General features: G+C 61.0%; 17 protein-coding genes. 11 read left to right on the top strand and 6 right to left on the bottom strand.

What is annotated here, in order from left to right; translation table 11 throughout:
- Positions 1-238: 238 nt before the first annotated feature.
- Entirely contained in the window at positions 239-955 is a 717-nt protein-coding gene (locus ACLRDN_RS12940) for a M24 family metallopeptidase (RefSeq protein WP_413456588.1), read from the top strand.
- On the opposite strand, the gene ACLRDN_RS12945 is transcribed toward ACLRDN_RS12940, so the two are convergent.
- Both ACLRDN_RS12945 and ACLRDN_RS12950 read right to left on the bottom strand, forming a co-directional pair.
- Positions 952-1,518 (bottom strand): hypothetical protein, encoded by a 567-nt coding sequence (locus ACLRDN_RS12945; RefSeq protein WP_413456589.1) that lies wholly within the window; start codon positions 1,516-1,518, stop codon positions 952-954. The two genes, ACLRDN_RS12940 and ACLRDN_RS12945, sit on opposite strands and share 4 nt — an antisense overlap.
- A 3-nt stretch (positions 1,519-1,521) precedes the next feature.
- The gene (locus ACLRDN_RS12950; RefSeq protein ID WP_413456590.1) at positions 1,522-1,818 is read right to left on the bottom strand and encodes a hypothetical protein; all 297 of its coding nucleotides are present in this window, start codon (positions 1,816-1,818) and stop codon (positions 1,522-1,524) included.
- Between the two features lie 495 nt (positions 1,819-2,313).
- Here ACLRDN_RS12950 and ACLRDN_RS12955 point away from each other — a divergent pair, with 495 nt between their 5' ends.
- From ACLRDN_RS12955 to ACLRDN_RS12990, 8 genes are all read left to right on the top strand, one after another.
- Positions 2,314-2,814 (top strand): DUF1097 domain-containing protein, encoded by a 501-nt coding sequence (locus ACLRDN_RS12955; protein WP_413456591.1) that lies wholly within the window; start codon positions 2,314-2,316, stop codon positions 2,812-2,814.
- A gap of 42 nt (positions 2,815-2,856) precedes the next feature.
- Complete coding sequence (locus tag ACLRDN_RS12960; protein ID WP_413456592.1) at positions 2,857-3,825, top strand: CobW family GTP-binding protein; 969 nt, start codon at positions 2,857-2,859, stop codon at positions 3,823-3,825.
- A gap of 63 nt (positions 3,826-3,888) precedes the next feature.
- Positions 3,889-4,632, top strand: a complete 744-nt coding sequence (gene nthB / locus ACLRDN_RS12965) for a nitrile hydratase subunit beta (RefSeq protein ID WP_413456593.1) — start codon at positions 3,889-3,891, stop codon at positions 4,630-4,632.
- A gap of 48 nt (positions 4,633-4,680) precedes the next feature.
- Positions 4,681-5,307, top strand: a complete 627-nt coding sequence (nthA, locus tag ACLRDN_RS12970) for a nitrile hydratase subunit alpha (protein ID WP_413456594.1) — start codon at positions 4,681-4,683, stop codon at positions 5,305-5,307.
- Between the two features lie 8 nt (positions 5,308-5,315).
- Positions 5,316-5,654 (top strand): nitrile hydratase accessory protein, encoded by a 339-nt coding sequence (locus ACLRDN_RS12975; RefSeq protein WP_413456595.1) that lies wholly within the window; start codon positions 5,316-5,318, stop codon positions 5,652-5,654.
- Between the two features lie 57 nt (positions 5,655-5,711).
- Positions 5,712-6,770: a HoxN/HupN/NixA family nickel/cobalt transporter gene (locus tag ACLRDN_RS12980; RefSeq protein ID WP_413456596.1), complete on the top strand. Its 1,059-nt coding sequence runs from the start codon at positions 5,712-5,714 to the stop codon at positions 6,768-6,770.
- Between the two features lie 14 nt (positions 6,771-6,784).
- Entirely contained in the window at positions 6,785-7,753 is a 969-nt protein-coding gene (locus tag ACLRDN_RS12985; RefSeq protein ID WP_413456597.1) for a GlxA family transcriptional regulator, read from the top strand.
- Positions 7,754-7,843: 90 nt separating this feature from the next.
- Positions 7,844-8,278, top strand: a complete 435-nt coding sequence (locus ACLRDN_RS12990) for an Rrf2 family transcriptional regulator (protein WP_413456598.1) — start codon at positions 7,844-7,846, stop codon at positions 8,276-8,278.
- A 120-nt stretch (positions 8,279-8,398) separates the two neighbouring features.
- Here ACLRDN_RS12990 and ACLRDN_RS12995 read toward each other — a convergent pair whose 3' ends face one another.
- Positions 8,399-8,773: a transporter substrate-binding domain-containing protein gene (locus tag ACLRDN_RS12995; RefSeq protein ID WP_413456599.1), complete on the bottom strand. Its 375-nt coding sequence runs from the start codon at positions 8,771-8,773 to the stop codon at positions 8,399-8,401.
- Between the two features lie 179 nt (positions 8,774-8,952).
- On the opposite strand from ACLRDN_RS12995, the gene ACLRDN_RS13000 reads away from it, so the two are divergent.
- Positions 8,953-9,783, top strand: a complete 831-nt coding sequence (locus ACLRDN_RS13000) for an SDR family oxidoreductase (protein ID WP_413456600.1) — start codon at positions 8,953-8,955, stop codon at positions 9,781-9,783.
- 131 nt (positions 9,784-9,914) lie between these two features.
- Positions 9,915-10,328, top strand: coding sequence for a cupin domain-containing protein (locus ACLRDN_RS13005; RefSeq protein WP_413460391.1), 414 nt, complete (start codon positions 9,915-9,917; stop codon positions 10,326-10,328).
- A gap of 327 nt (positions 10,329-10,655) precedes the next feature.
- Here the strand turns inward: ACLRDN_RS13005 and ACLRDN_RS13010 are convergent, their stop codons facing one another.
- The 3 genes from ACLRDN_RS13010 to treS all read right to left on the bottom strand — a co-directional run bounded on the left by ACLRDN_RS13010 (position 10,656) and on the right by treS (position 17,620).
- Positions 10,656-11,561: a LysR family transcriptional regulator gene (locus ACLRDN_RS13010; RefSeq protein ID WP_413456601.1), complete on the bottom strand. Its 906-nt coding sequence runs from the start codon at positions 11,559-11,561 to the stop codon at positions 10,656-10,658.
- Between the two features lie 147 nt (positions 11,562-11,708).
- The gene (gene glgB, locus ACLRDN_RS13015) at positions 11,709-14,117 is read right to left on the bottom strand and encodes a 1,4-alpha-glucan branching protein GlgB (protein ID WP_413456602.1); all 2,409 of its coding nucleotides are present in this window, start codon (positions 14,115-14,117) and stop codon (positions 11,709-11,711) included.
- 17 nt (positions 14,118-14,134) lie between these two features.
- Positions 14,135-17,620: a maltose alpha-D-glucosyltransferase gene (gene treS / locus ACLRDN_RS13020; RefSeq protein ID WP_413460392.1), complete on the bottom strand. Its 3,486-nt coding sequence runs from the start codon at positions 17,618-17,620 to the stop codon at positions 14,135-14,137.
- Positions 17,621-17,664 lie beyond the last annotated feature (44 nt).

Consider the following 17,664-nt stretch of genomic DNA (forward strand, 5'->3'; position numbering starts at 1 on the left):
AAGCAGTGCCGGCCTTGTTGTGAAGCGTTTTGCATTCTGTCATGGGCCGCCTTCTGCACAGCGTGTCAACGACCATCGAAAACGGACAGATGGCGCGCGATTCGGGCCAAGTCCGGCCTGGCCGGAAATACCCTGCACCTGACCGGATCTGCATGCACTCCCCGCACCACGTCTGCGGCATACGCTTCGATAATGGCCGCCACACCCGAAACGCGGGTGCTCACCTCAGGAGAACCCCATGCAACGCCCCGACCACGCCCCTCAATCCCTCGAACCCCAGCCCCACCAGGCTGAACGCATCGGCCCCGCATTTTCAGTGGACGGCATGCTGCTGGCGCGCACGAAGACACGCGAAGCCATTGACCGCATTGCCGCCCAGGTACGTCCCGGCATGGTGGAGGAAGATGCCGTGGCCATGGCCAAGGACACCATGACCGCAATGGGCCTGGCCCTGAGCTGGCACCCCACCCGCGTGCGCTTCGGCAGCAATACCACCAAGCCGATGAAGGTCGCTTCGGTACCTGGCGTGGTCCTGCAGGAAAACGACATCTTCTTTCTCGACATTGCCCCGCGTGTGGAGGCCTGGGAAGGCGACGGCGGCAAGAGCTTCGTGGTCGGCCAGCATGCCCAATACGCACGCTGTGCTGCCGACGCCGAACGCCTGTTCCATGAAGTGCGCGCAGTGTGGGACCAGCAACGGCTGAGCGGTCAGGAACTCTACGCCTTCGCCGACAAGACCGCTCGCGCCATGGGCTGGGAACTCAATTTTGACCTGCCTGGCCATCGGGTTTCAGATTTCCCCCATGCCGCGATCCACACCGGTTCGCTGGCCGACTTCGAGGCCAGCCCCTCGGCCATGCGCTGGATCCTGGAGATCCATCTGCGCGATCCGCAAGGCCGTTTCGGCGCTTTCTTCGAAGACATGTTGCTCGACGATAGCTACTACAGCCGCTAAGTCCCGGATGCAGAGGGCAAGGGTCGCCCGCCACCATCCTGCTGTTGCGCCTGGACATCGGCGACGCCCAGGCGCAACTTGATCTGCCGTGCGCACTCTTGCATCAAGGCGTGAGCCGTTTCGCGGTCGAGGATGCGCGCCAGCAGGATCGAACCCAACACCTCGGCCATGAGTGAATCAGCCAGTTGCCCGGGATGGTTCACGCCCATCCTGGCCAGTACCTCGGCCAACAGCGCCTTGATCTCTGCCAGGCCGCTGGCGAAGCGCTCGCGCGCACTCAAGGCTGCGGACGGCGCTGCGCTGCCCATCACCATCAGCGGACAGCGCGTACCGGAGCAGCGGCGCACCCGCTCCGACAGATAGAAATCCAGCAGTTCCACCATCCCGCGCGCCGGACGCTTTTCAGCCAGGGCCTTGAGCAGGTGTAGCCGAATACGGCGCAACATGTCTTCGATGAGTACGGTCAACTCGGCGTAGTGGTTGCGCCTGTCGTCATCCGCCGCCAGCCCCGGCTCGGTCTCGCTCATCCATTGCGATCCCTCCAGCACCCCCGTGGCGGTCATGATTCAGGCCGCGAGCAGGGATTCGGGCAGCATGGCCTTCAGGTGATCCTGATAGGCAGCGATGAAGTCCTCGCTCATCGCCTGTCGCAAATGATGCAACTCTCTGAGCGAGTGGACCTGCGCCAGCAGTGTGCGCAATTCGGGTCGGTCAGCAAGTAACAGGCACAAAGACTGCAGAATGGTGTTCTGCGATTCTCGCATCGCCATCTGGGCTTCCAGCAATTGCGCCAGATGGTGGATCTGCGCCCCCTGTTCACGGATAACTTCGAAAGCTTGCTGTAGCTCTGCATTCATTGACACGTCGCGGTCCTGGTGTTGATGTGTGGTTTATCCGGCTCTGATGGGACTGGCTGCGCGGCAGGTCCGCAGGTGCAGATCGCCGGTTCCAGTCGCTCCAATTTGAGACTTGTAAAGTCACATAATAAATCAAATTGGCGGCAAGTCCATCCGTCTTTCCCCCCTGCGCAACGGGACTCGCATTGACACTGCGCTGCTGTCCTAATTTGTGCATTCCGTCCGAAATGGGAACGCAATGCGCCCGATATAAGTGCACGAGCGGCACAGTCGCCGCAACCCACCGCGCGCCAAGGCACAGCTGCGCGACCTGTTCAACGCCCTCCCCTTTGTCCGGGATTTTTCAGGCGACATCAAACAGACAGGTTGGCCTGCATTTTCTGCCGCCGCTGATTCGCCCCGGGACAGTGGCATGACACCGGCACCGGAAATTGCTCATATCTTCCGTGCAAGCCGCTTCACCCCCGCCTGCACTCCATCCACCCCAATTGAGGACCTGCCATGAAACAGATTTCCGCCTACACGGTCAGCATCGGTCTGCTGGCCTTCGTCGACACCTACCTGACTGCGACGGTTTTTCCCGTTCCCGTCTGGGTCACCTTCATTGCCTGGGCATCGTTCTTCATCGTTGGCGGCGGCTCGTCCGGCTTCGTCAAGAGCGTCTGCTCAAACTTGACCGGACTGGTCATTGCCTCCTGCACTCTGCTGGTCCTGTCGGGCGTAGGCGTAAGCCCTCTGAATGCCGCGATCCTGGTCGGCATCGGCAGCGCCGCCATGGTGCAGGCTTCGCAACTGAAGATCCTGGACATCCTGCCGACCATCGTCTGGGGATTTGCTTCCACCGTCGGCACCACGGTTGCCACCGGCAAGGACATCACCACGCCCGGTCTGCAGAATCCGGCGCTGGTGGCTGCCTCGGCGCTGGTACTGGGCGCGGTCTTCGGTTTCGTCTCCGAGGTATTCGGCGAAGCACTCAAAGGCAAGGCCCACAAGCTGGCCTGAGTCCAACATGTCCATCTTCTTGCACTGCACGAGGTCCCCATCATGTCCATGAAAAAGATTCCCGTCACCATCGTCACCGGCTTCCTGGGCGCGGGCAAGACCACGCTGGTCAATCATCAGCTCGACGCCCTCGACAAGACGCATACGGCCGTCATCGTCAACGAATACGGTGAGGTGGGCGTGGATGGTGCGCTCATCCACGCCGACGACCAGATTCTCCTGGAGATCCGCAACGGCTGCGTCTGCTGCACGGTACGCACCGATCTGGTCGCTGGCGTACGCAGCCTGTTGCAGCGTAGCCCGGGTATCGAGCGCATCATCGTGGAGACCTCGGGCCTGGCCGATCCCGGGCCGGTATTGCAATCTTTCCTGGCAGAGGCGGAACTGCTGCAGCAGGTCCAGCTGGAGTCTGTCATCACGGTGGTCGATGCCGTGAATCTGGCACGCCTTGGCGAAGACCAGATCGCGCAGGAGCAGATCGCTTTTTCCGACCTGATCGTCATGAACAAAATGGATCTGGTGAACGCCCCGCAGCTGGAACAGGCGTATCGCCAGATCCGTGCCATCAACCCGGTGGCCTTGATCATCGAAAGCTCCCGGGCCCGGATCGCGCCTGCGCTGGCCATCGGCCAGCAGCGCTTTTCCCTGCCCCGGGCACTGGAGATCGAACCGGGTCTGCTAGCCGACGAGCACGACCACGAGCACGACAGCAGCATCGGCTCCTGCTCGATCCAGTGCAGCGAACCGATCGAAGCAGCCGCCTTCAACCGCTGGTTCAACGGCCTGGTCAACACCAGTGGCGAACAACTCATGCGTACCAAGGCGATCCTGCAATTACAGGGTGAGGCGCGGCAGTTCCACGTGCATAGCGTGCACATGCTGACCGACGCCCGGCCCGGCAAGCCATGGCCACGCGAGCAGTCGCCGCAAAGCACTTTCATAGCCATTGGTCGCGGTCTCGACCACGACCGTCTGCGCACCGGCTTTCTGGCCTGCCGTGCAATGGCGTAAGCCAAACCGGGACGACCTCACTGCTTGCGCAGTCATTACTGATTCATCCAACCGAGAGGAAAAATGAAACTCCAACATTACCTGGGTGGCCTGGAAAACCTTGGCCCCGTTAATCTGGAAAAGAACGTCTTCGTCGCCGAATGGGAAAAGCGCATCTTCGGCATCCACACCGTCATGATGGCCGAGAGCCGCCACCTCAGCGGCGCGCTGCCGCGCTATCCGGTGGAGCAACTGGGATCGAGCTTCCAGGACACCTGGACCTGGGCCTCGCTGCGCACCGGCGCCGAAGGCATGCAACCTTTCGAATACTTCAAGTATCGCTATTACGAGAAGTGGCTCATGGGCATCACCCAGTTCTTCATCGATGCCGGCTACGTCAGTGCCGATGAGGTTGCGCAGATGACCGCCACCTACCGCGATGCACCGCAGGCACCGCTGCCGCAGCAGCCCAATGCCGCCCTGAAACAACAGATCGAGCGCTATCTGAACGAAGGTGATTCCGGGCTGCGCGAGGTTGGCCAGCCTCCCCTGTTCTCACTGGGCCAGACGGTGCACGTGGCCGATCCGGTGGCGGTGGACCATACCCGCCTGCCGGGCTTCCTGCGCAACAAGAAGGGAGTAGTGACGGAAATCTATCCGGGCGCCTTTGAGTATTTCGTCTCCACCGGCCCCGATGGTATCGGCCCGGCGCAGCAGGTCTACTGCGTGCAGTTCGATGCGGCTGATATCTGGGGCGCAGACAAGAGCGAACCCAATACGGCCATCTTCGCTGACCTGTTCCAGGCCTACCTGCGCGCACCCAACTGAGGGCGTGCCGCTACACCGTCACGACACCACAACGACAAGGAAAACATCATGAGCGATTTGTTCAACTATGACGACCAACGCGAATCCGCCAGCGCGGCCCGCGTACGCGCGCTGGAAGCCCTGCTGATCCAGAAAGGCGTACTGGGCAGCGACTCGGTGGACACCGTGCTGGAACACTTCGAAACCGTAGCCGGCCCCTTCAATGGTGCGCGCATCGTCGCACGTGCCTGGATGGATGCGGACTACAAGCGCCGTCTGCTGGAAGACACGCCCAAGGCGATTGCTGAACTCGAGTTCCCGCTGGGCATGGACGGCGCCGAAGGTGAACACATGAAAGCGGTGGCCAACGAAGCCGACGTCCACAACCTCATCATCTGCACGCTGTGCTCCTGCTATCCGTGGCCGGTGCTGGGCCTGCCGCCCTACTGGTACAAGGATCCGGTGTTCCGCTCACGCGGCGTGCGCGAGCCGCGTGCGGTACTCAAGGAGTTCGGCGTGGAGGTCCCTGCTGACAAGACGGTCAAGGTCTGGGACAGCAGCGCACAGATCCGCTGGTTCGTGGTGCCGGAACGTCCAGCCAATTCCGAGCATCTGAGCGAGCAGGAACTGGCCGCCCTGGTCACGCCGGAAGCCATGATGGGCGTGGCCCTGGTGCAGTTGCCAGCGACTGCCTGAGGTCCATCATGTTCACCAACTTCGAAGAATATGCCGCTACCCAGATGCTGGGCCAGCCCGATTCCCCGCCCCGCAGCTCGGGCAAGTTGTATTTCAGCGAAGACTGGCAGAGAACGCTGTTCGGAATGGCCATGGCGCTGTCCAAGGCCGGCCATTTCGAATGGGAAGATTTCCGTCAGAACCTCATCGCCACCATCGCCGAATGGGAACGCGACGCCTGCGGCAGTCAGACCACCTGGGATTACTACGAACGCTATGCACTGGCCCTGCTGAAGGTGCTGGAGCAATACGGCATTCTCAGTGCCCAAGAGCTGCAGTCCCTGCGCGAGCAGGGACTCTCGCACTGACCACGCCCACAGGGCCTCAGGCCCGCACCGCCAACTCTTGCACCGTGGAGACACCAGATGTTCAAGCTTGTCAAACACCTCTATCTTCCCAATCCCGAGGGCGCTGCCGATCTGTCGCAGGCCAACGGTAAAATCGGCCGTATGGTCCTGGCGCTGGTCCTGGGCAACCTGGCGGTATGGGCCTGGGCGCTGCTGAGCCTGCGCGACAGCGCCGCCTTGCTGGGAACCGCTCTGCTGGCTTACAGTTTCGGGCTACGCCACGCGCTGGACGTGGACCATATCGCCGCCATCGACAACGTCACGCGCCGCCTGATGCACCAGGGTAAAAAGCCGGTGACGGTAGGCCTGTCCTTCGCGACCGGCCATTCGCTGGTGGTGATCCTGGCCTCGCTGGCCATCGGCCTGATGGCCCAGTCGGTCTCGCCTTATCTGAGTGCGGTACAAAACTTCGGGGCGACTATCGGCAATGTGGTGTCGGTCGCCTTCCTGCTGGCCATCGGCCTGCTCAATGCAGTGCTATTGCTGGACACCTATCGCAAATCAGGCCAGGGCGGCGGTATTACCCAGCATGGCCATCATGCTGCCGGCGGCATTCTCTCGCGGCTGCTGCGGCCACTGACCGGCAACATCCAGTCGAGTTGGCAGATGATTCCGCTGGGGGTGCTGTTCGGACTGGGATTCGAGACCGCCACCGAAGTCGCCGTGCTGGGCACTTCGGCCTTGCAGGCTTCGCAGGGAGCGAGCCTGATGACGGTACTGCTGTTTCCCTGTCTGTTCACCATGGGCATGCTGACGGTGGATGCCATCGATGGTGTATTGATGCTTCGCGTGTATGGCTGGGCCTTCATCACGCCACAACGCAAGGTGTTCTACAACGTGACGCTGACACTGACCTCCACCGTACTGGCCATGCTCATCGCTGGCATCAATATTGCTGACATGGTGCAGGAGGCCTACCAGCTGGAAGGTCCGGTCTGGGCATGGCTGCACGAACTGCATGAAAGCTATACCCTGCTCGGTGCGCTCATCGTCGCGGTCTTCCTGGCCAGCTGGCTGATGTCGCAGATCCTCTATCGCGGACAGTCCGTACCGTTGGCCGCCCGGCATCCGCAGTGATTGAAAGGAAAACGATGGCACGCAAGATCACCGTGGGCATGCTGCTGTTCCCGGGATTCCAGATGCTCGACATCGCCGGGCCGGGGGATGCCTTTTCCGAAGTGAGAATCCTCAGTGGCGGCCAGGCCAGCTACGAGATCCTGACCATCGGAACCAGACGGGGTCTGGTGCCATCGTCCAGCGGCATCAGTTTTTCGCCGGACCGCACGCTCTTTGATCCCTGCCCGCACCTGGATACCCTCATCATTCCGGGCGGGCTGGGCATCTTCGAGACCCTTGACGACACCACCATCACCGACTGGATACGTGGCCAGAGCAAGGATTGCCGACGCGTCGGCGCCATCTGCAATGGCCTCTTCGCGCTGGGTGCTGCGGGCATGCTCAACGGCAAGCGCGTGACGACCCACTGGATGGACGTCCCGCGTCTGGCCAGCAGCTTCCCCAGGGCCATCATCGAGCCGGACCATATCTACATCAAGGACGGCAGCCTCTATACCACTGCCGGTGTTACCGCAGGTATCGACCTGGCGCTGGCACTGATCGAGGAAGACCATGGCAAGCAGATGGCCCAGGACGTGGCCAAGTATCTGGTGGTCTATCTGCGTCGCAATGGAGGCCAGTCGCAGTTCAGCCCCCTGCTGGAGGTACAGGGCAAGGAAAACTCGGTAGTGGCAATGGTGCAGTCACGCATTCTCAACGACCTTACCACCGACCACACCCCGTCTTCACTGGCCGAGCAGGTGCAGATGAGCGAACGCAACCTTGCGCGCCTGTTCAAGAAGGAAAGCGGGCTGACGATCATGAACTTCGTCAACGATGCCCGCGTCGATGCAGCGCGCCGATATCTCGAATCGACCGATCTGGGCCTGTCGGACATCGCACGCCGTTGCGGCTTCGAGCGTGTCGATACGATGCGGCGCATTTTTGTACATCGTCTTGAAATTACGCCGGCGGATTATCGCTCGCGCTTCCGGGGAGGATGACTGTCTTGGAGACCCGGATCCCCTGCAGACAATCCAGCCTGGGGAGCGGCCGTAGACGCTGGCCGACGTGGGAGGCATATAATTGCCCTCATGTCTCAAACCAATCTCCAGTTTTCGGTTGCCTGCCATTTGTTGGCAGCGCTCGCCTACAACCATAAAGAACCGCTGACTTCCGCCAAGCTGGCACTCAGCGTCGGGGCCGATGTCACCTTCGTGCGCCGCACGATCGCAAAGCTGGCCCGGGCCGAACTGATCAGAACTACACGAGGCAAGGCGGGAGCCTGTCTTCTGGCCCGCAGGCCCTCTTCCATCAACTTGCTGGACGTCTATCAAGCAAGCCAGGCTCCGGCGGTTTTCGCGATTCACGGCTATCCGATTCAGCCTTTGTGTCCCACCAGCTGCCATATCAAGGACACCATGAGTAGGGTGCTGGATAAAGCACAATCCGATTTTGAGAAGAGCCTCTCCAAATTCTCGTTGGCCGATTTGGTCAAGGATATCAAGGCAAGTGAATCGCGCGCCTGAGGTGGCTATGGCCATCAACAAGACGACGGGCGCAGCTTATTTGGCCGAGAAATGTGACAGTGGAGTGGCCCCATCGGCCCCTGTCCATAGCAGACAAGAGCCGATGCGGCGGCAAGCAAGTCACGGCTGCTGCAAGGCCCGCTGGATATCGCCCACCATATCGAATTCGGCACCTACCCAGCGGCGCGCCAGCCGGTCGATGGTGCCATCGCGCGTCATGTCCCCAATCGCCTTGCTGACTGCCTCCTTCAATGGCTGCTGGCCCTTGGCCATGGCCGGTGCCGACAACTGGTAGATCAGCACCGGTCCGACTTCCTTGATCGGCAATTTGTTCACGTTGGCGTATTTCATGCCGCCGAAGTGCGAGCTGATGACCGCGTCGATGCGCCCGTTGCCCAGGTCGTTGAAGACGAAACCGCCATTGTCATAGGCGCGGATATCCGATTCCTTCAGGTTAGCCCGGGCCCAGCTTTCGTTGGTGGTGCCGGTAGTCACGCCGACTTTCAGAGCCGAAAGAACACCTGGTTGATCGCACTGTTGCCGGTAAAAATCAGTTTCGCCGGGCTGCGAAATTCATGAATAGTATTCATAAGTTTATGCGGTTTCATATGACTAATCAAAAGAGTGTGCGAGCGCTACGATGTGTCCATCCAAACTTGAATGAGGAGTCAATCGTGAAAGACGTCATCGTAGTCATTGGACCGGGCTCGATCGGACAGGCTATCGCCCGTCGGGTGGGGGCTGGAAAGAAACTTCTGCTGGCCGACATTCGCATCGAGAACGCCCAAGCTGCCGCCGCCGTTCTTTCCGATGCAGGCTTTGATGCCGATGTGACCAGCGTCGACATCTCCTCCAGGGAATCGATCCAGGCGCTGGTTGGCAAAGCCAGTTCGCTGGGGAACGTATCGGGCCTCATCCACGCTGCCGGGGTTTCGCCCTCCCAGGCGTCACCCCAGACCATCCTGAAGGTGGACCTCTATGGCACCGCGGTCATTCTGGAAGAATTCGGCAACGTCATCGAACGTGGCGGCTCCGGCGTGGTGATCGCCTCGCAGTCCGGCCATCGTCTCGGCCCTTTGTCCGTTGAACAAAGCAGGTCCCTCGCGACTACCCCCACGGAAGAATTGCTGTCGCTGCCGTTCCTGGCGCCGGAGGCAGTCACGGATTCACTGCATGCCTACCAGCTCTCCAAACGTGGCAATGCATTGCGGGTCATGGCCGAAGCCGTGCGCTGGGGCAAGCGTGGCGCACGGGTCAACACGATCAGCCCCGGCATCATCATCACTCCGCTTGCCAACGATGAACTTCGCGGGCCACGCTCCGAAGGCTATCGGCGCATGCTGGAGCTCAGCCCCGTGGGACGTGCCGGCACGCCTGACGAAGTCGCTTCGGTGGCCGCTTTGTTGTTGGGGGCCGATGGCGCCTTCATTGCTGGTAGCGATTTCCTGATGGACGGTGGTGTGACCTCGTCATACTGGTTCGGCGAATTGGCCCCGCAGCAATAAGGGATCTCATCGATGGCTGCAGAGTCGGTCATCAACACCATACTGGTCATTGGTACCCCCGGCAGTGTCGGTCGATACGTCCTCTCAAAGGCGGTCCGAGCCTGATGAACCATCACAACATCACAACCACCATGAAAATTACACGCAAGGGCGCGCAGCCTACCATCAAAGGACCGGATGCCTTTTTCACCGGCACGGTACACATCGACAGTCTCTTCCAGGGAGAGGAGCCCGCTCGCGCCGGTGGCGCAATCGTCACTTTTGAACCCGGCGCCCGTACGGCCTGGCACACCCATCCGCTCGGCCAGATCCTGGTCGTTACCCGTGGGATTGGCTGGACGCAGTGCGAAGGCGGGCCACGAACCGAAATCCGGGAGGGAGACGTGATCTGCTGCCCCTGCCAGCGCCGGCACTGGCATGGCGCTACGCCCACCACAGCGATGACACACGTCGCCATCACCGAGCTGCTGGACGGCAAGAATGTGGAGTGGATGGAACACGTGACCGATGAGCAGTATCTGTCCGGTTCGCTCGTCAAGGAATGAACGGATAACAATGAGAACACTTCTAGGATCGATCGCGATGTCCAAGGTGCTATCGTCATTCCCGGCCGAAACGCGGCCAGGCAGTCATGGCGACACGCTTGTACCCGGACCCCAAACGGCAGTCCCGGTCGTACGTGGCGAGATAACGGAGGCCATGGGTTGTTGCTCGGCCTCCGGAAATCTGGATCAACAGCGCGTGACATTGGCAAAGCCCTTGAAGCGACGCTTGGACAAGCAGCTCTTCGGAAATCATGACGCATCGCCAGATCAAGCCCCTGATGCCACATGAATTCATGAGTGCGGCTCATTAATTGAGCCGGTAATTGTTCAGGCTTTGCCGCGCGAAGGATATCGCAGGGCTTCTACCAGCAAACGGAAGGCGGGCGAAGAGTGGCGCCGACTTGCATAATACAGGTGGTAGCCCGGGAAAGTCGGGGTCCAGCTCTTCATGACGCGCTTGAGTGCGCCTGATTGGATGTGTGGTGCGACCATGTCCTCCGGGAGATAGGCCAACCCGAATCCCGAAAGGGCCGCCCGCAGGATTGGCGTGCTGCTGTTGAATGTCCACTGTCCCTCGACGCGCGCCTTCATCAGGTGACCGTCGCGTTCAAATTCCCAAGCCATCAACCCACCGTGCGTGGGCAAACGCAGGTTGATACAAGTGTGCCCAGCGAGATCGGCGGGAGACCGGGGCCGGGATTTTCCGGCAAGATAGCTCTCGCTCCCTACCACGGCCATCCTCAGATCCGGCCCGATGCGCACCGCAATCATGTCCTTGGCGACCTGGTCGCCAAGCCGTACCCCTGCGTCGTAACGACCTGCCACGATATCGGTCAATCCGTAGTCAACGCAGATCTCCACATTGATCTCCGGATAGTCCCGCGTCAGCTCGATGAGTTTCGGCCAGAGAACGGTATTGGCAGCATGTTCTGCGGAGGTGAGGCGGATACTGCCCGCAGGTTTGTCCTTCAGCTGTCCAAGTGCAGCCAGTTCGGATTCGATTTCCTCGAATCGCGGACCGACCGATTCGACCAGTCGCTCGCCGGCCTGGGTGACCGAAACGCTGCGTGTGGTACGTGTCAGCAACCTCACGCCAAGCCTTGCCTCCAGCGCACGAATGGTATGACTCAAGGCCGATTGCGACACACCCAGTTGCGCGGCAGCGCGAGTGAAGCTCCCCTCGCGTGCGATGGCAAGAAAAGCCAGCAGATCGTTATAGTTCTCCTTGGGCATTCATGATCTCCACTCATAAGATCATGCGCATTGTAATCGCTAATCAAAGCGGACAGCACCATTGACACCGAGGTCGCGGGGCCGATCATGGTGATACGGACCCCGACGGAATTTTTTCCGAATTCTGTACATTCGGCGGCAAACGCTTCAACACCTTCGCAACACCAGGGTCGACAACGGCGGCAAGGTCAACTCCAGGCAAGCCGGGTGCCCATGCCGCGCTTGCGGTTCAGCCGTGAGATGGCCGCCGTTTCCCGAGTTGCTGCCCCCATAGCAATCGGCGTCGGTATTGAGTATCTCTTCCCATTGATATCGGGCTGCCTCGCCCGGCGGCACCCCGATTCGATAATGGTGGCGCGGCACCGGCGTCATGTTGACCACCACCAGCACGGGTGCGTCGTCTGCTTCCGTGCTGTCGGGTGCGGGATGGCGGAGATACGCGAAGACGCTGTTGACGTCATCGTTGCCGACCACCCACGAAAATCCCCGGGCATCGGTGTCTCCGTCATACAGTGCAGGCGTCTGCATATACAAGCGATTCAGATCCCTCACCAGACGCTGCACACCGCGATGGCGGGGATCATCCAGCAGCTCCCAGTGCGGGGCGCGGTCGGGATCGAATTCGCTGAGCTCGGCAAATTCGCAGCCCATGAACAGCAGCTTCTTGCCGGGATGCGTCCACATGAAACCGAGATAGGCGCGCAAATTGGCCAAGCGCTGCCAGTCATCGCCGGGCATCTTCTGCAACAGCGTGCCTTTGCCATGCACGACTTCATCGTGCGAGATGGGCAGGACGAAGGCTTCGGAAAAGGCGTAGACCAACCCGAAGGTAAAGTCGTGATGATGGTAACGGCGGTAGATGCTGTCGCGCTCGACATAGCGCAGCGTGTCGTGCATCCAGCCCATGTTCCATTTGTAGGAAAATCCCAGGCCGCCCTGCTCTACCGGTGCCGTCACACCAGGCCAGGCAGTGGATTCTTCGGCGATCATCAGCGCCCCCGGGCAGCGCTCTGCAATGGTCTGGTTGAGCTCGCGCAGGAAATCCACCGCCTCCAGGTTTTCGCGGCCGCCATGGATATTGGGAATCCATTGTCCGGCACTGCGGCTGTAGTCGCGATACAGCATGGACGCTACCGCATCGACGCGCAGGCCGTCCGCGTGGAAATGCTCCAGCCACTCCAGCGCACTCGCAATGAGGAATCCGCGTACCTCGTGGCGCCCGAGATTGTAGATATGGGTATTCCAATCCTGATGAAGGCCCTCGCGCGGATCAGCATGTTCATACAAGGGCGTACCGTCAAAATAAGCCAGGCCGTGCGCATCGGAGGGGAAATGTGCCGGTACCCAGTCGAGGATCACGCCGATTTGTGCCGCATGGCAGGCATTGACGAAGGCGGCAAAGTCGGTGGACGGACCAAAGCGTGCGCTGGGCGCAAATTGTGACAGGGGCTGATAGCCCCAGGAGCCGCCGAAGGGATGCTCCATCACCGGCAGCAGTTCCACATGCGTAAAACCCATGCCCTTGACGTAGGGAATCAAGCGGTCCGCCAGTGCGATCCAGTCAAGGTTGCGCCCGCCTTGGTCCGCCGTGCGCATCCAGGATGCAGGATGAAGCTCATAGATCGACAGCGGCTTCCGACGTGACTGTCGTTGCGCGCGCTCCTGCAGCCACTGCGCATCCTGCCAGTATCGGCCGGCCACCCATTTCCTGTCGTCTACCACGCGCGAAGCGGTGGCCGGCGGCACTTCGGTCGCACGCGCCATCGGGTCAGCCTTGCCGGGCAACAACTCGCCATGCGGACCGATGATCTCGTACTTGTACAACGCACCCTCCTGCAGCCGCGGGACGAACAGTTCCCAGACGCCGGCACTCTGGCGCAAGCGCATGGGGTTGCGCCGGCCGTTCCATTGATTGAAATCACCGATCACCGATACCCGCCGTGCATTGGGTGCCCAGACCGCAAAACGGACGCCCTCCACCCCGTCTATCGTCACCAATTGCGATCCCAGGAGCCGGGCCAGCTCCCGGTGCCGGCCTTCGCGAAACAGATGCAGATCGAAATCGCTCAGCAATGGGCCGAACGCATAGGCGTCTTCGGTGACCTGAACTACCCCGTTGCCATCAGGCCCAGGCCAAGTGACGTGTAACACATAGGGAACGTCTTGCCTGGCTGCGCGCGCAGAGAGCGATATCTCGCCGCAGAAGAGGCCGCTGTGGACAGGGGGCTCGCTGGTAGCTGGCCTCCATTCGGATAACTTGCCCAGCAATGCCGCTCGGGAGGCCGCCGCGCCGACGGGCCGTGAATAGGCCTGCACCGCGATCGCGCCAGGAAAATAACAGCAGAGCCACAGACGTTTGCGGACTGCTCCGGAAGCGCCCTCCGCTTGCGCATCGGCAATCTCACGCGGCCCCAACAGGGCAAAGGGATCGCCCAGCCGGCCTTCCAGCAGCGCGCTCGCCAATGCCTCGTCCAGCAGGATGTTCAAGGGTTGGCGCTCTGCCTTTTCGGCGGTACGCTTGCTTGGCAAGCCTGCCATGGTGGCTCCTTTGTCCATCAGATTTATCCTCGGATTCAAACGTTATGATCCCTGCGCCAGCTGTCCTCTTGCTCGCCCAGGATGCGATCGGCGATAGCGGCCAGGCCCTCCAGCGGTACATGCATCCAGGTAGGTCGGTTGGCCGCTTCATAGCAAATCTCGTACGCGGCCTTTTCCATGGTGAACAGGTCCAGCAGCTGCGCTTGAGCGGAGAGCGACAGGTCCTTCTCCAGCAGCGGATTTCCGGCGCGATATCCCTCCAGCAGCGCTGCCTTGCAGGCAGGGGCGAAGCGCTGCAGGATGCGCTTCTTGCTGGCCAGGGCCGCCTCATCCAGATCGGTGGGGCCCATCGTGTTGCCGAAGGCGGCGGCATAATCGAAGGAGCGTACCAGCCCGGCCACATCACGTAGCGGACTTCCCTTCGCGCGCCGCTGTTCCAGCGGCTTTGCCGGCTCACCCTCGAAATCGACGATATAGAGGTCGGTGGAGCCAATGAGCACCTGTCCCAGATGCAGGTCGCCGTGCAGACGCAGGCGGGACGACCCTTGCGCTGCGCGCGCCAGCGTGTCAATCCGGCGCAGCAGGGCTTCCCGTTGCGATAGCAGTCGCTGCGCACGGCCCGCCTCGGCGGCAGAGGACCACTCTTCCTTCTTCTTCAGGATCTCGAATGCCGCCTCCAGCTGATGCGCAGCTCCTTGTGCCCATTCTCGCCACATCGGCTCGCTGATCAGTTCCGGGTGGAAGGCCGGATCATCGCTGGGTTGGCCCAACAGGCTGTGCATCTCGCCCAGACGCTGCCCCAACAGCCGTGAGAAGGTAACGAGCTCGGCAAAGGCCGGATTCTCATCTGCCCCAAGTTTTTCCTGAGCCCGGCCAGTCGCCTGCTGGCGGGCCTCGTCTGGCGTCTGCGCTTGCATGGCACGCTCCAAGGTGTCCAGGCTCCATTGCCAGGCATCTCCCTGATTGTCGATGTATCGCTGCAAGACGATCAGGGCATACGGCGTGCCCTCGGCGGAGATGCGTGCCACTTCGCCCAGCGTGGCCGCCACGTTGGCAAAGCCGCGCTCGGTCAGATAGCGGCCCATCTCGATCTCGGGATGAATGCCCGGCTTGACCTGCCGCAGCACCTTCATGATCATCACGTTGTTGATGACCACTGAACTGTTGGACTGCTCCTGCGTAATGCGGCGTAACTCCAGTGCCGAGTTGAGGATGGCCGGATCGAACGCGGCCGTCGGCGTGCAGCGCAAGCGGCCCGAGCCGGTCTTGATGTCGGCGCTGCCGGCCAGCAGCTCCAGCACCCCGACGATGAAGGAATCGAGCGCGAACGCGTCCGTCAGGTAACCCACATTGCGGCCACGCCGCACACGCGACAGCGCCAGTTGATGCGGCAGCGCCGAGACCGTGTCTTCTTCACGGATGAAGCCCAACGGCAGCAGATAGCGATGCACCGCTGGAGAAGCGGGCTCGACGCCGTGTGCGTCAGGGCTGCTGTCGCTGCTATGCACATCGATCTCGGTCAACACGATGGGCAATGCGCCCGGACGGTTTTTGGACATCGGCAAGGCAGTGGCTTCCTTGAGCTCCACCTTGTCAATCTGGCGTTGCTTGCCGGCATACCAGCGGCGCTTGAGCAGGTACTGCGGAAACACTTCCTGCTCCAGCAGGGCCCGTGCCGGCATATCCATGATTTCCTGCACTCCCTTGCGCAAGACCAGGGTGACGTATTCCGGCAGCGGTTCCGGGGTGGCGGCATACCAGGAGGGCATGTTGGCCTCCGGTGCCAACAGGAACCAATAAAAGCCGAACGGAGGCAAGGTCAGCAAGTAGTTCAGCTGGCCGATGGGGGGGAACGCGGCTCCGCCCATCATCTCGATCGGAATGCGGCCGGCAAACGCGGACAAGTCCAGTTCGACGGCCTGCGCCGATTGCGACACATTGGCCACGCACAGGATGGTTTCGGTGGAGGCGCCCGGCTTGGGTTCGGTGTACTCCCGCAGGTAGGCAAATATCTTGCGGTTGCTGGGGTACACGAGCGTGAGACTGCCGCGCCCGAACGCCTGGTGTTGCTTGCGCACATTGAGCAGACGACGCATCCAGTTGAGCATGGAGTGGCGGTCAGCACTTTGCGCCTCGACATTGATGGTCTGGTAGCCATATTGCGGATCCATCAGCAGCGGCAATACCAGGCGAGCGGGATCGGCACGCGAGAAGCCGCCGTTGCGGTCCGGCGTCCACTGCATCGGGGTGCGCACACCATCGCGGTCGCCCAGGTGGATGTTGTCGCCCATTCCAATTTCATCCCCGTAATAGATCACGGGCGTACCCGGCATCGAGAGCAGGAAGCTGTTGAGCAGCTGGATCCGTCGCCAGTCGCGCTCCACCAGCGGTGCCAGCCGACGCCGTATGCCCAGGTTGATGCGGGCACGGCGGTCCGGGGCGTAGAAATTCCACAGGTAATCGCGCTCGGCGTCGGTCACCATTTCCAGCGTCAGTTCATCGTGATTGCGCAGGAAGATGGCCCATTGGCAATCGGCCGGGATGGCGGGTGTCTGGCGCAGGATGTCAGTGATCGGGAAGCGATCCTGGCTGGCCAGCGCCATGTACATGCGCGGCATCAGCGGAAAATGGAAGGCCATGTGGCATTCATCGTTCTCGCCGAAATACTGCTGCACGTCTTCCGGCCACATGTTGGCCTCGGCCAGCAACATGCGGTCCGGATACTTGCGGTCAAGTTCGGCGCGAATTCTTTTCAGGATGGCATGCGTCTCCGGCAGGTTCTCGTTGGATGTGCCTTCGCGCTCGATCAGATAGGGCACGGCATCCAGGCGCAAGCCGTCGATGCCGAGGTCGAGCCAGAAGGACATCACGTTCAACACCGCCTTCATGACCAGCGGATTGTCGAAATTGAGATCTGGCTGATGCGAATAGAAGCGATGCCAGAAATAGGCCTTGGCCACCGGGTCCCAGGTCCAGTTGGATTTTTCCGAGTCGACGAAGATGATGCGGGTACCCGCATAGCTCTTGTCATCGTCCGACCAGACATAGAAGTCGCGCGCCGCCGAGCCGGGCTTGGCATGGCGCGCACGCTGGAACCAGGGATGCTGGTCCGAGGTGTGGTTGATCACCAGTTCGGTGATGACTCGCAAGCCGTGGTCGTGGGCGGCCGCGATGAAACGACGCACATCGCTCATGTTGCCGTAGTCGGGATGGACGTTCTTGTATTCCGAAATATCGTAGCCATCATCGCGCCGCGGTGACGGATAGAACGGCAGCAACCAGATCGTATTCACGCCCAGCCCCTTGATGTAATCCAGCTTCTGGATCAATCCGGCAAAGTCGCCAATGCCATCGTCATTGGCATCGAAATACGACTTGACGTGAATCTGGTAGACCACCGCGTCCTTGTACCACAGCGGATCGCGGGTGAACTGCATGCCGCTCCTGCTCTGCCTGGCCCTGGCCGAACGCTTGCGTGGCGCATCCTTTGTTTCACCGTCAGGCAACTTTTCATGCTCCATCCCCGGCGTGGACGGCTGCTGTCCATCGGACAATCCGCTCTCCT

The organism is Herbaspirillum huttiense, from assembly GCF_047300815.1.
Lineage (GTDB): Bacteria > Pseudomonadota > Gammaproteobacteria > Burkholderiales > Burkholderiaceae_D > Herbaspirillum > Herbaspirillum huttiense_A.

What these genes read in the sequence shown, in the direction of transcription:
- ACLRDN_RS12940 (WP_413456588.1), top strand. Translation starts at nt 239, where the DNA reads ATGCAACGCCCCGACCACGCCCCTCAATCCCTCGAACCCCAGCCCCAC.
- ACLRDN_RS12945 (WP_413456589.1), bottom strand. Translation starts at nt 1,518, where the DNA reads ATGACCGCCACGGGGGTGCTGGAGGGATCGCAATGGATGAGCGAGACC.
- ACLRDN_RS12955 (WP_413456591.1), top strand. Translation starts at nt 2,314, where the DNA reads ATGAAACAGATTTCCGCCTACACGGTCAGCATCGGTCTGCTGGCCTTC.
- ACLRDN_RS12960 (WP_413456592.1), top strand. Translation starts at nt 2,857, where the DNA reads ATGTCCATGAAAAAGATTCCCGTCACCATCGTCACCGGCTTCCTGGGC.
- nthB (WP_413456593.1), top strand. Translation starts at nt 3,889, where the DNA reads ATGAAACTCCAACATTACCTGGGTGGCCTGGAAAACCTTGGCCCCGTT.
- nthA (WP_413456594.1), top strand. Translation starts at nt 4,681, where the DNA reads ATGAGCGATTTGTTCAACTATGACGACCAACGCGAATCCGCCAGCGCG.
- ACLRDN_RS12975 (WP_413456595.1), top strand. Translation starts at nt 5,316, where the DNA reads ATGTTCACCAACTTCGAAGAATATGCCGCTACCCAGATGCTGGGCCAG.
- ACLRDN_RS12980 (WP_413456596.1), top strand. Translation starts at nt 5,712, where the DNA reads ATGTTCAAGCTTGTCAAACACCTCTATCTTCCCAATCCCGAGGGCGCT.
- ACLRDN_RS12985 (WP_413456597.1), top strand. Translation starts at nt 6,785, where the DNA reads ATGGCACGCAAGATCACCGTGGGCATGCTGCTGTTCCCGGGATTCCAG.
- ACLRDN_RS12990 (WP_413456598.1), top strand. Translation starts at nt 7,844, where the DNA reads ATGTCTCAAACCAATCTCCAGTTTTCGGTTGCCTGCCATTTGTTGGCA.
- ACLRDN_RS13005 (WP_413460391.1), top strand. Translation starts at nt 9,915, where the DNA reads ATGAAAATTACACGCAAGGGCGCGCAGCCTACCATCAAAGGACCGGAT.
- ACLRDN_RS13010 (WP_413456601.1), bottom strand. Translation starts at nt 11,561, where the DNA reads ATGCCCAAGGAGAACTATAACGATCTGCTGGCTTTTCTTGCCATCGCA.
- glgB (WP_413456602.1), bottom strand. Translation starts at nt 14,117, where the DNA reads ATGGACAAAGGAGCCACCATGGCAGGCTTGCCAAGCAAGCGTACCGCC.
- treS (WP_413460392.1), bottom strand. Translation starts at nt 17,620, where the DNA reads ATGGAGCATGAAAAGTTGCCTGACGGTGAAACAAAGGATGCGCCACGC.